This window comes from Pseudomonadota bacterium (assembly GCA_034660915.1).
Taxonomy (GTDB): domain Bacteria; phylum Desulfobacterota; class Anaeroferrophillalia; order Anaeroferrophillales; family Anaeroferrophillaceae; genus DQWO01.
This window is the reverse complement of sequence record JAYEKE010000102.1, coordinates 20,074-32,429: the sequence shown is the minus strand read 5'-3', so window position 1 is coordinate 32,429 and position 12,356 is coordinate 20,074. Positions and strand designations below refer to the sequence as shown.

Below are 12,356 nucleotides of genomic sequence, written 5' to 3'. Positions count from 1 at the left end.
TAAACTTACCTTGTATTTGTCACTTTATCCAGCCAGTCAACCACATCATCCAGGATCAGGCCAACAGCCTGGGAAAAGCCCTGTACCGCACCTTTCGCGTCATAGGTTGGTACGGGAACACTGCGGGAAAAATAGCGCTGATCAATGGTGGCTTTCTTCCGGTTGTCAAACAATTGCGCCCTGATTTTGATTCTGGCAGTCCCCGGCTGACTGCTGGCATCATGGTAAAACTCAATTAATTCAACCGCCAGCTGCAGGTCTGTGTGGACGACTGCCGGCCGCCGGCAGACGGCGGTGAAGAGTCCGGCGGTTTCCAGGCGATCAAGCAGTAAACGGGTGAAAAATCTGGGTGGCGTTTCACTCCAGGATGCGTATTGGTAGAAACTTCTGGTATCCGGCGTGCGGCTGAAAACTATTTTCCGGCTGCTGGTCAGGGCCGGGGCGGTTGTTTCTCCCAGCAGCAGGGATAGTGGTCTTTTCCGGTACGTGGTTTTCGCACTGCCTGAATCCTGGAGAACATAATATGTTTTAGCATTGGATTTTTTCCCCAGCTTGATACTGCAGCCGAAACCGCTAAACATAAGAATAAGGATAATAATAACTGGCAGGCGGTATCTCATTATTTTTCTCCTTCGCCGGGTCCAAGGGAAGAGCGGTCCGGTCCCAGGATGATTTCCCGGGGATTTTTATATTCTTCCAGGGTATCTGATACCTGCTGGGCAGTTTTTACCAGTTCTTCCGTCAGGTATTCAACTTCCAGGGCAATGGTGCCGGCCGAGTCGGAAAGCGTCTCATTCAGGTTGGTGGCGGTGCTTTGTAATTGCATGATCAGTGGAGTGACGGATTTGATTTTTTCCTGGAGAATTCCGATTGTTTCTATTACTGATTTTTCCACTGCAGCCGCGCTTTGATCCAGGTTGTGGACTACCGTACGGGATTCACCGGCAAGTTCTGTCGCTTCTTCCAGCAGTTTTGACAGCTTCAACTGGCTGTCAGACAGTTTTCTGGTGGCCGCTGAAACATCCAGGAGCATATCCTGGAGCAGTTGCCGGTTTTCCGGCGAAAACATTTCATTGGCATTGTTTACCATGTTGGCCACATTAGTGAGCAGGTTCGGCAGGGTGCTGGTAATCATGGCTTCCAGGCCGGCCTGTCCTTCCGGAATTATCGGAAAATCCTCCCCCGGCAGAATCTTATCCAGCAAAGCGGCTTCCTGGTGACTGTTGATCAGGTCAATATGGGCCAGGCCGGTGAGTAGATTTCGATCGATAATCGCTTCAGTATCTGTTTTTATCGGGGTGCCGGCATTTAGTTCAATGATAACCTTTACCTGTTCGATATTATCGGGAGAAATTTTCAGTTTGGCGACATTGCCGACACTGATGCCTTTCATGGTTACCGCGCTGTCTTTCTGCAGTCCCGCCAGGGAATATTTTTCAAAATAGATGGTGTATTTCCGGGTATCATTATGGCCCCCCACTTCCGATAGCCAGATCATGGCCACTACCATCATGATGCTGAGGATTGAAACCGTACTGCCTACCAGCATGTACTTCGCTTTTGCTTCCATATTTCAGCCCCATATAGGTCAGGAAAAATTTCTGCTTGAAAAATAGCTTTTTATCCAGGGATCATCATGTTTTTTCACTTCAGCCAGGTTCCCATCTGCCAGTATCACTCCTTTGCCGATAACCAGGAGGCGATCGGTGATGCCGGTGATGGTGTCGAGATCATGGGTAACCATAAAGATAGTTAATCCAAGAGTATCACATAAGGTGCGAACCAGTTGATCAAAACCCCGGGCATTGATTGGATCAAGCCCGGATGTCGGTTCATCCAGAAACAAAATTTCCGGTTCCAGGGCCAGCGCCCGGGCCAGGGCGACCCTTTTTCGCATGCCTCCGGAGAGCTCGCTGGGCATTTTATGACGGATTTCCGGCGACAGCCCGGTCAGGGAAAGGCGTAAATTTACCAGCGGCATCATCAGATCATCCGGGACATTGCTTTGTTCCTTCAGGGGTATGGCAATATTTTCTCCGACGGTCAGGGCGGAAAAAAGGGCGCCGTTCTGGAACAGAACCCCATAACGGTTGCGGATGGCAGCCAACTTCTCTTCGGAACAATGTCGGATGTCTGTACCGAAGAGAGAAATGGATCCGGCGCTGGGTTCCAGCAGGCCGATGATTTCTTTCAGCAGAACCGATTTCCCGGAACCGCTTTCACCAATGACCGACACAATAGATCCGGGATTGACGCCAAAGCTGATGTCACGGTGAACAACCTGGCGGCCAAACCTGGTTTGCAGGCCGCTGACAGCGATAATCGGCGTTTTATTTACGGGTGTGGCGGCCATCATGGTTTTCCTTAAATGCCCAGCTGCACGCAGATGATGGCAAAAACGGCATCCAGCAGGATTACTGAGACAATACTTTGGACGACAGTTGAAGTAGTGTGCATACCGACACTGCTGGCATTGTTTTCCACGTTGAGGCCCATCCGGCAGCCGATAACGGCAATGAAGGCGGCAAATACCGGGGCCTTGGCGATGCCAACCAGAAAAGTTTTCAGGGAAACCACCTCCTGCAGTCGGGTAATAAAAGTTGTAGTCGTAATTTCCAGGTAGGTTTTGGCAATCACCATCCCTCCGAAAATTCCCACCAGATCACCGATAAAAACCAGCAGGGGAAGGGCGATGATCAGCGCCAGCAGACGCGGCAATACCAGTACCTGCATCGGCGACAGTCCCAAGGTAACCATGGCATCCAGCTCTTCATTGAGCTTCATGGTGCCGATCTGGGCCGTATAGGCTGAACCGGTACGGCCGGCGACGACGATGGCGACAATCATCGGGGAAAGTTCGCGGCACATGGCAATACCGATGCCGTCGACCACAAAGATATTGGCCCCGAATTGTTTGATCTGGGTGGCGGAAAGGTAGGCAACCACGATGCCGATCAGTAAAGTGACCAGCATGATGATCGGAATGGCCTCAAGACAGGCTCGCTGTATCTGAACCACCAGTTCCTTCCAGCGTATTTTTCGGGGACGGCGCATTACCCGCCATGTTTCCACATTGCTCTGGCCGATAAAACTGACCAGCCTGCCCATCTGCTGCATAAATATTATGGTTGAACGTCCAACCTCCTGCAGCGGGTTTAATGCCGCCATTGGTGGAGAGATAGAGATATCGCCAAAATGTTCCTTGACCAGCTTGATAATACGATAATGGTTTTCGTGGAAATTGACCAGGGAAATGTCTGCCGACCCGGATGGTCTTGGTATGGTGCCGGCCAGCTGCAACATGAGCAGGGCGCCGGAAGTATCGATTTGCTCCAGTTGCCGGCCATCAATGACTAAGGGGGATTCGTGAGGAGGTGACCAGGGATGCTGTTTAAATATCGCCTGGATGTCACGGAGATTGTCCAGCCGCCAGGCACCGGAAAGCATAATCCTGCTGCTGCCGGAAACGGATTCCAGCTGCCACCAGGGTGATGAAAAGTTGGCTTGTGACATGATAATTACTGCTACCATGTTTTAGCCTGCTTGACAAGCTGGATGCCGGGTTTCAGATATTTTGAAGTTTTTCATCGATTATGGCCAACCTTCCCTCCAGTGTCCTTTTTGCCAGTTCGATTGTTTAAGCCGGGCACGGCATGCTCCCCCTGCTGGCGGATTCCCGCCTGGACTTTTTGCGGACCAAAGGAATTAACTTCTCCGTTGGCTTGCTGGTTGAGCTGATCGGCTGTTGGAGCGGTTGGTAAAGAGATGGGACCCTTCAAAAAAGACGTCCTTGAACCTATGGTTCGTTAATTTGACATTAAGGTAAAATATGTTAGCATATTTATGTATGCTTTTTGAAGAGTGTTTAGCGGCTTGCCGCCTGGAGTTTCACTACTTGCTCATGGCCGGAAATTTTCTTTCTACAGGCCATCATGAAAGGAGGAGTACATGCAGTTTGCAGAGATTATCAAGACAGAAAAAGACGAGGGAAAAGAAAAGCATGTTCCGCATCTGGAAATCGATAAAGGGTTCAAGGAGGGTAGTGATATCGTCCGGGTGGTAGTGGGCCATGAAACGCCACATCCCAATACTGCTGAACATCATATTGCCTGGATTGAGCTTTATGGGGTTTTAAAGAAAAACGATCAGGTTGTGAATATCGGTCGTGCTGCCTGTGCCCCGGTTTATTCCCATCCAAATGTCCGTTTTCAAATCAGTGAGATTGAAGAGTTTAAGTCTTTCCACGCCCTGGCATATTGCAATATCCATGGCTTATGGGTTAATTCGCTGGAACGGTAAGATATTGTTTGCATGCCCATTGAGATGAAATCCTGAATTGAGCGATTAGTTTTTAGCCGTTAGCTATTAGTTTAATGATTACAGGGATTTTACTATATACATGCAGTCATCTGTTGGGTTCTATGTTTTACCGGCGACATGCTTATCATTCTTGAATTCCCTATACTTGTTGATCTTGGGTTTTTCCTTTATAGCTATCATGCGTATCGTAATATCAGTGTCTGAGCCGGCAACATTGAAGCATGATGTTCAGCCCTGTCCGGACTGTCCCTGCAGCATGGACTGCAGGAATTCGGCATTCTGCGCGGCGTAACCGGACTGATCATTGTCGAAATAACAATATATTGCGTGGCCCTGTGCCGACCAGGAGGAAAAGGCTTCCGCCCAATCTGTCAGTGTACGGCTATCATAACTGCCTTGGTAAGGGGCACCCGGGCCGTGCAGGCGTACATAGACGAAATTTGTGGTGATTTTTTTCGCTGACAAAAAACCATCGAGCTCATAGATACAGAATGCCACATCGTATCGTGAAAGCAGTTCGCAAGTGTGTTCATTCAGCCAGCTTTTGTCTCTGAACTCGAAGGCGTAGCTGAACTCATTGCTCAGGTAGCGTAGAAAGTTCTCAAGCCGTTCCGCATTGAAGTGCCAGTGTGGAGGTAGCTGAAACAGGATAGGTCCGAGTTTGTCCTCCAGTGTGCTGATGTGGTTCAGAAAAGAGGAAAGACTCTTTTCTGGATTCTTCAGCTTTTTCATATGGGTGATGTAACGACTGGCCTTGGCTGTGAACACGAAGTTCTCGGGGACCGTGTCTCGCCATCGCTTCAGTGTTGATTTTCGGGGTAGATGATAGAACGAGTTGTTGATCTCCACAGTCTGCAGATGCTGGCTATAGTAGCCCAACATTTGACTATTAGGTAGCTCCTCTGGATAGAAGGGGCCTTTCCAGTGATCGTAGGACCAACCGGAAGTGCCAATATGAATTTTACTTTTGGCCATGATGGGCATATCATCCCAGACATTGTATTACAGGTGCCAAAGTCCACGCGCGGTCAACAAATAAAAATATTCCGGGGGTATAGTTTTAGGCCACAGCTCTTTCTTCTTCCGGATTTGATTTTTACAGGGTATTATATCATGCTTATGTTAATCAAGTAAAATTAACTCTTGAACATTTTACTTTGCCATCATCTTTAATGTCTTTGGAATTACGATATAAATTCCATGAATAATTATGAGTAATACATTATTTGATCTGCCCCGATTGCGCCAGAGAACAGGTGTGTTCAGGGATCGAAAACATGCCGGGCAGGTGCTTGCGGAGATGTTGCAGGAATGGAAGGGAAGCAAGGCTTTGGTTCTTGCTGTTCCTTCAGGTGGGGTGCCGGTTGCGGTGAAACTTGCCGAGGCCCTTGATCTTTCTCTTGATGTCGCGGTTGTAAGCAAAATTTTGCTGCCATGGAATACTGAAGCAGGTTTCGGTGCTGTGGCTTTTGACGGCAGCGTATGGATCAATAAGGAGTATGTTGAATATTTTGATCTGGATCAACCGACAATAGAGAAGCAGACACAGGAAGCATTGGAAAAGGTACAGCGCCGGGTCAAACTGTTTCGGGCTGACCGGCCATGGCCTGATCTGGAGAATCAAGCGGTTATCTTGGTGGATGACGGCATAGCCGCTGGTTCCACCCTTCGAGTGGCCCTGATGGCCTTACACCATAGTGGTGTCGGGAAGACAATAGTCACCGTCCCTACCGCTCATCGTGAATCTCTTGTCCGCATAATGGATAGAGTTGAGGCACTCTATTGTGCCAATATACGTGGCGGCCCACAATTTGCGGTGGCAGCTGCCTATCAGCAATGGGACGATGTTGATGAAACTGCTGCCAGCAGGATGCTTAAATTGTTTCGGGATAGTTGTACTCATAGTGGCCCTTTTAATTGCAGCCCCTGAAAAACAATTTCCTGTCAGTTTTTCATCGCGATCCTTAAACCACCCCAATGACGTCCATTCACCAAGACGGGGGCTGAAATATCCTTCATCATGACAAAATTTCCGCCGCCCATATCCCGGCGATAAGCCTGAAACAGAAAGGGCTTCGTGTTGCGTCCGGCAGCCAAACCTACCCGGTCATTAAACATCCGCCGATTGCGGCAGTTGGCGACGTTCCATGCCGGGTCATTGGGGCGTTGGGGCTGGGAGTACTTGCGGTTATGTACCGGCAGGTAGCCATTGGTATCGACCGAGACGGCGAAAATAAGCTCAGGATTCCGGCTTAATAAATCTTCCTGGAATTTTGGCAGTATATTTTCCAGGATGGTGGTTGCCCGGGTGGTAAGCTGCTGTGGATCGGTTCCGGCAACGGGTTGATAGTTCTGATCAAACAAATCATTGATTCCCAGTTTATTTTGCTCAACCGCTTCTTCCATGGCGGTTCCGATCTGATTGGCGGTTTCCTTGACTTCATTGATAAAATTGCTGTCAACAGTTTCAATCCCCAGTTGGTTGGTCACCTGAACCAGGGTTTCACCAAAGCCGCGCAGAAGGTTCAGTCGCTTCTTTGAGTTGCCGATGTTGCTGCAGCTTTCCTCAAGACTTTGGTCCAGGGTCGTCAGCGTATCAACAACCTGGTTGACGCTGCCGGTTATTTCTTTAGTATTTGAGCCGATATGACCGAGACTGTCATTCATTTTATTGACTGCCTGGGAAATCATTTCAATGGCGGCACCTATTTCCCGGGTGCCTTCCTGGCTGTGGATGGAATTTTCCGCCCCCTGGTCGCTTTTTTGCTGCAGCTTTTCAATCTCACCGGTCAGGGTGTCGAGGGTTTCATCAATATGCTTGGTGGCTTCAGCGGTCTGGCCGGCCAATGCCTTTACCTCGCTGGCGACAACCGCAAATCCGCGTCCGGCATCCCCGGCCCGGGCAGCTTCAATAGTGGCATTCAGTGCCAGCAGATTGGTTTGTCCGGCAATGGAACGAATGGTTTGTGCCACTCCCCTGACTTCGCCCAGGGTTTTGCCCAGCTCCCTGAGAGCTGCGGCAATTTCCTGCACCGAGACCGCCAGTTGTTCAATCTCTTTCAGTGAACTGTCTGCCTGTTTACGGGAGGTCTGCAGATCCATTACGGCTTCTTCCGACACTTCAATTCCTGCCTGGACCGCCTCATTGATATCAGTGGTTTTCGCTTCCATTTCTCTGGCAGCTTGATTGAGATTTCCAAATTCCCGAGTCTGCTGCTCACTCTGCTGGTCGATTATCTCAACTGCACCGGCTACATCAGCAATCTCAATGACCATTTTTCCGGCATCAAGGGCAATTTGCCGAATACGTTCAATGGTATCATCGGGCAAGGTCTGGTCAGTATGTTTATGGTCGGCAGCCATGTCATATCTCCTTATGATTGGATTGTTTTTCAGCTAACGGATAACAGATATATATTGTTATCGGTATAAGATTATATTTTTTGAGAAAAATTTCCCCCTGGTCATTCAGGATTCTCTGGCAGTTGGATATTACTCGTTTGCCAACATGCAATTACTGCGTTATAGTAACTGATATCAAGACTTGTAACCATTTCTAAGGGGGGGGGGATATGCGTTTACGTTCTATCTTGTTATTAATCCTGTGTGTGTTCTTTTTACAGGCCTGTGCAACTCCGGGGCCGCAGATTGAGTCTTTGCCGGTGTTGTCGTTCAATGCTCCGGTTAATGCCGGTGCCGGAGATTACCTGGGACTTTCCCCAGGGGTTAAAACTTTTTCCCCGAGCGATGTTGATGCCCGGGTTATGGTGGTCGAGGTTTTTCAGGTCCAGTGCTTTCATTGTCAGAAAGAAGCCCATGATGTGAATGAGTTGTTTGAACAGATTAACCAGGAAGGATTGTATAGCCAGGTGAAAGTGATGGCAATTGCCTATGGCAATACCCCTTTTGAAGTTGCCATGTATGCCCGCAAATACCATGTGCCGTTTGCCACGATTGCCGATCCCGGCCAGCAAACTATCGATGTTGATGCCACCCCGGCTTATTTTATCCTTGAACCGCTGTCGGGTGGAGGCGCCCGGGTTCTCTATTCCAAGTACGGGGCACTCCCGGAAACAGACCAGTTTATCAGGATTATTAAGGAACGTTCCGGATTGAAGTAAAGGAGGTTAAAGAATGTCTCAGATTGAATTTCTGCCAGCGGACAAGTTGTTTACGGCCTGCGATACCGGCCGGTTTACTTTCGATACCACTGCTGATCTGGATGATCTGACTGAAGTTGTCGGCCAGGATCGGGTACTGGAAGCCCTGGAGTTCGGGGTCAGCATGCCCCATAGCGGCTATAATCTCTATGTCCTGGGACCATCAGGAATGGGTAAGCATACGATAGTTCGCCGGGTTCTGGAACAAAAAGCGGGGGAAGATGAAAATCCTTCGGACTGGTGTTATGTTAATAATTTTGCCGATGAACATAAACCTCGTGTTTTACAGCTGCCGGCGGGTTTGGGAAAAAAATTCCGTGATGACATGGAACATCTGTTGGATGAATTGCGTTCTTCCATTCCTTCAGCTTTTGAAAGTGATGATTATCGAGTCCAGCTGCAGCAGATCGAGGATGAACTTAATGAACGTCAGGAACAGGCATTCAAGACTCTGCAGGAAGAGGCGGAAAAGAGTCAGATCAGCCTGCTGCGAACCCCCCGGGGGTTTGCTTTTGCCCCCATGCGTGATGGTGAGGTGATTAAGCCGGAAGAATTTAAAAAATTACCGGCAGAAGAACAGCAGGAGATTGAAAAAATAGTTGGCGAGCTGCAGGGAAAGCTGCAGAAAGTTTTACTGCAGTTTCCCCAATGGAAAAAGGAAAGTCGGCAGAAAATCAAGGAACTGAACGCCAAGGTGACCATGTTTGCAGTGGGGATGCTGCTCGATGAGGTGCGAAAGGAATATGACGAATTTCCTGAGCTGCTGCAATACCTGGATGCCCTGCAATCGGATATTATCGAACATGTGGATGATTTTCGTCCCCATGAGAAGAAAAATCCCCTGGAAGAAATGGGCCTGCCGGGGATGGGAAAACCGTCTTTTCATCGTTACAAGGTGAACCTGCTGGTTGATCACAGTGTGGCAAAAGGCTCACCGGTCGTTTATGAAGATAATCCGACTTATCAGAACCTGGTGGGTCAGGTGGAACATCTTGCCCAGATGGGGGCGCTGGTAACTGATTTTTCCCTGATTAAAGCCGGAGCTTTGCATCGGGCCAATGGCGGCTATCTAATTCTTGATGTCCGTAAACTGCTGGTTAGTCCCTATGCCTGGGAAGGCCTGAAGCGGGCACTTTATGCCCGGAAGGTGACCATTGAATCACTGGGACAGTTGCTCAGCCTGGTTAGTACCGTAACTTTAGAGCCGGAGCCCATTCCTCTGAATGTGAAGGTGGTTCTGCTGGGGGAACGCCTGCTCTATTATCTGTTGTATCAATTTGATCCGGACTTTCGTGAATTATTCAAGGTCGCTGCTGACTTTGAAGATGAGATTGATCGTCACGAAGATAATAATCAGCTTTATGCCCGCCTGGTTGCGACCATGGTACGACAGAAAAAACTGCTGCCTTTTGACCGTTTTGCAGTGGGCCGGGTGATTGAACACAGTGCCAGGATAGTTGGTGATGCCGAGAAGCTGTCAACCCATCTTCATAGTCTGGCTGACCTGCTTCAGGAAGGAGATTACCAGGCTCGCCGGACCGGTAAGCAACCAGTGACGGCCGCTGATGTCCAACAGGCCATTGATGGCCAGATTCGTCGTGCTGATCGGGTACGGAGTCGGTTGTATGAAAATATACAGCGCGGAATTATTCTCATTGATACTGAAGGTGAAAAAGTCGCCCAGGTTAATGGACTTTCGTTGATTCAGCTGGGAGATTTCATCTTTGGTCAGCCTTCCCGCATCACTGCTACCGCCCGCCTGGGGCATGGTAAAGTCATTGATATAGAACGTGAAGTCAAATTGGGTGGGGCGTTACATTCCAAAGGTGTCTTGATTATTTCGTCATTTCTGGCAGATCGTTATGCCCGGGATAAACCACTATCCCTGTCAGCCAGCCTGGTTTTTGAGCAGTCTTATGGTCGGGTTGATGGAGACAGTGCTTCAGTGGCTGAACTGTGTGCTCTGATTTCGGCACTTATCAAAACTCCGATCAAACAAACACTGGCGGTAACCGGCTCCATCAATCAACGAGGACAGATTCAGGCTATTGGCGGCGTGAATGAAAAAATTGAAGGTTTTTTTGATGTTTGCTGCAGCCGGGGGTTATCCGGTTCCCAGGGGGTCCTGATTCCGGCCGCTAACGTTAAACACCTGATGCTCAGGGAGGATGTGGTTGATGCCGCCAGTAAAGGAAAATTCCAGGTTTACCCGGTGGAAACCGTTGACCAGGCCATTGAGCTGCTGACTGGAGTTGCCGCCGGGGAAGCGGATGAGAAAGGTGGTTATCCCCCGGAGAGCATTAATGGAAAAATGATCAGCCGCCTGGAAGAGTTATCCCGCCTGCGGCAGGAATTTTCCGAAACTGCTCAGGAGAAAGACAGTGAAAAAGAAGACTGATAAGCAAATAGCTGAAAAACAGCTGGCCAAGCGAATTCTGGTAACTCTGGAACACTCAGGATATGGGATGAGTGTTTTGCGGGTGGCTGCCGGCATGGCGGCTGAACTGCAGGGAGAACTACTCGGACTGCTGGTGGAGGATACTAACCTGATCCGCCTGGCTGAATTGCCTTTTTCCCGGGAAGTCAGTCTTTTTGCGGAGGGAGGCTACCATCTTTGTCTGGACACCCTGGAGAAGCAGTTGCGCTTCCAGGCTGAACGCCTGCGTCATAATCTGGAATCCATAGCCGGACAGCGAAAAATTCCCTGGTCATTTCGACTGACACGGGGTCGGCTGGCGATGGAAATTATGGCTGTCATGCGGGAAGTGGATGTGCTGATCATGGGGCAGATGCGAGGTTTCTTTTCGGAACGCCGGCCACTACCGGCAGAGGGCCTTTTGACTCAAGGTTTTCGGCAGCCGATCATGGTTTTTTTTGACGGTTCTTTATCGTCCGGAAGGGCGCTGAAAACAGCGGCGTTGCTGGCCAGAAAAAACAGCGAACGGCTGGTGGTGATTTTGCCGGCGGTTGAGCCGGACAGATTGTCAGAACTGGAACAGCAAGTGGTAAACTGGCAGCAGCAAACCCAGCTTCAACTACGCTTTATGAACTTGTTGAATAATGATATTTCTGCTCTGGTGCAGCTGGGCAGGGGCCGTCAGGTCGGGGCATTGATTCTGGGGCAGGATTCTTTTTCCCTGGATGAACACAGCATTAATAAACTGCTGGATTATTCTGATTGCCCGGTAGTGCTGGTAAAATAGCCTGACAGGTTTTGGTTGTTTTATGCCAGCAGTTTCATCACCAATTGCATATCTTCCCAGACATCCTTTTTTTTGTTCGGACTGCGGAGAAGAAAAGCCGGGTGGTAGGTGGGGATGATCAGGGTGTTTTTGCCGAATGGGTGCCCCCGGCCTCGCAGCCTGCCGATGGGGGTTTTGGTCTGCAGCAGGGTTTGGGCGGCAAAGGCCCCGAGGGCACAAATGATCCGGGGTTGGATGACATTGATCTGCTGCTGGAGAAAGGGGTAACACTTTTCAATTTCTTCCGTCTCCGGATTACGGTTGCCTGGCGGTCGGCATTTGAGAATATTGGCAATATATACCTGGTCCCGGGTCAGCTTGATGGCCTGAATAATTTTGGTCAGTAACTGGCCGGCCCGGCCGACGAAGGGAATGCCTTCCCGGTCTTCATCCCGTCCCGGAGCTTCACCCACAAACATCAACCGGGCGTCGGGGTTGCCGGCACCAAAGACGAGGTTGGTGCGGGTTTTGGCCAGGGGACAGCGCTGGCAATCGCCCAACTCCTCCCTGATTTTATTCAACGGTTCGTTTTTATCAATTTTCTTTCTGATAACTCCCGGATTTTTCAATTTTTTCTGCAGCTCCAGATGTGCCCGCAACTGTTCCAAATCATTTCTGGCAACGGTGGACATTT

General features: G+C 49.6%; 12 protein-coding genes. 5 read left to right on the top strand and 7 right to left on the bottom strand.

Going from position 1 to position 12,356, the window contains the following annotated elements:
• Positions 1–5: 5 nt before the first annotated feature.
• From U9P07_06295 to U9P07_06280, 4 genes are read right to left on the bottom strand one after another with little or no spacing between them, the layout of a single operon-like run.
• Positions 6–620, bottom strand: a complete 615-nt coding sequence (locus tag U9P07_06295) for an ABC-type transport auxiliary lipoprotein family protein (GenBank protein MEA2109013.1) — start codon at positions 618–620, stop codon at positions 6–8.
• On the bottom strand, positions 620–1,570 hold the full coding sequence (locus U9P07_06290; GenBank protein MEA2109012.1) for an MlaD family protein: 951 nt from the start codon (positions 1,568–1,570) through the stop codon (positions 620–622). The genes U9P07_06295 and U9P07_06290 overlap by 1 nt, the downstream gene beginning before the upstream one ends.
• A gap of 18 nt (positions 1,571–1,588) precedes the next feature.
• Positions 1,589–2,356, bottom strand: coding sequence for an ATP-binding cassette domain-containing protein (locus U9P07_06285; GenBank protein ID MEA2109011.1), 768 nt, complete (start codon positions 2,354–2,356; stop codon positions 1,589–1,591).
• A gap of 8 nt (positions 2,357–2,364) precedes the next feature.
• Complete coding sequence (locus tag U9P07_06280; protein ID MEA2109010.1) at positions 2,365–3,531, bottom strand: ABC transporter permease; 1,167 nt, start codon at positions 3,529–3,531, stop codon at positions 2,365–2,367.
• 417 nt (positions 3,532–3,948) lie between these two features.
• Between U9P07_06280 and U9P07_06275 the strand changes: the two genes are divergently transcribed.
• Positions 3,949–4,299: a desulfoferrodoxin family protein gene (locus tag U9P07_06275; protein MEA2109009.1), complete on the top strand. Its 351-nt coding sequence runs from the start codon at positions 3,949–3,951 to the stop codon at positions 4,297–4,299.
• 249 nt (positions 4,300–4,548) lie between these two features.
• Here the strand turns inward: U9P07_06275 and U9P07_06270 are convergent, their stop codons facing one another.
• Positions 4,549–5,295 (bottom strand): DUF72 domain-containing protein, encoded by a 747-nt coding sequence (locus tag U9P07_06270; GenBank protein MEA2109008.1) that lies wholly within the window; start codon positions 5,293–5,295, stop codon positions 4,549–4,551.
• Between the two features lie 235 nt (positions 5,296–5,530).
• Here U9P07_06270 and U9P07_06265 point away from each other — a divergent pair, with 235 nt between their 5' ends.
• Complete coding sequence (locus tag U9P07_06265) at positions 5,531–6,250, top strand: phosphoribosyltransferase family protein (protein MEA2109007.1); 720 nt, start codon at positions 5,531–5,533, stop codon at positions 6,248–6,250.
• A gap of 14 nt (positions 6,251–6,264) precedes the next feature.
• On the opposite strand, the gene U9P07_06260 is transcribed toward U9P07_06265, so the two are convergent.
• A complete protein-coding gene (locus tag U9P07_06260; GenBank protein ID MEA2109006.1) occupies positions 6,265–7,683 on the bottom strand; it encodes a methyl-accepting chemotaxis protein in 1,419 nt (472 codons plus the stop codon).
• 209 nt (positions 7,684–7,892) lie between these two features.
• Here U9P07_06260 and U9P07_06255 point away from each other — a divergent pair, with 209 nt between their 5' ends.
• Genes U9P07_06255 through U9P07_06245 form a run of 3 tightly spaced genes read left to right on the top strand, consistent with a single transcriptional unit; the run spans position 7,893 to position 11,683 of the window.
• Complete coding sequence (locus U9P07_06255; GenBank protein ID MEA2109005.1) at positions 7,893–8,441, top strand: redoxin domain-containing protein; 549 nt, start codon at positions 7,893–7,895, stop codon at positions 8,439–8,441.
• Positions 8,442–8,454: 13 nt separating this feature from the next.
• Positions 8,455–10,878: an ATP-binding protein gene (locus tag U9P07_06250; GenBank protein ID MEA2109004.1), complete on the top strand. Its 2,424-nt coding sequence runs from the start codon at positions 8,455–8,457 to the stop codon at positions 10,876–10,878.
• Positions 10,862–11,683, top strand: a complete 822-nt coding sequence (locus U9P07_06245; GenBank protein MEA2109003.1) for a universal stress protein — start codon at positions 10,862–10,864, stop codon at positions 11,681–11,683. Before U9P07_06250 ends, U9P07_06245 begins: the two co-directional genes overlap by 17 nt.
• A gap of 20 nt (positions 11,684–11,703) precedes the next feature.
• Here U9P07_06245 and U9P07_06240 read toward each other — a convergent pair whose 3' ends face one another.
• Positions 11,704–12,354 carry a uracil-DNA glycosylase gene (locus U9P07_06240; protein ID MEA2109002.1) on the bottom strand — a complete coding sequence of 217 codons (651 nt, stop codon included), beginning with the start codon at positions 12,352–12,354 and terminating at the stop codon, positions 11,704–11,706.
• Between the last annotated feature and the right edge of the window lie 2 nt (positions 12,355–12,356).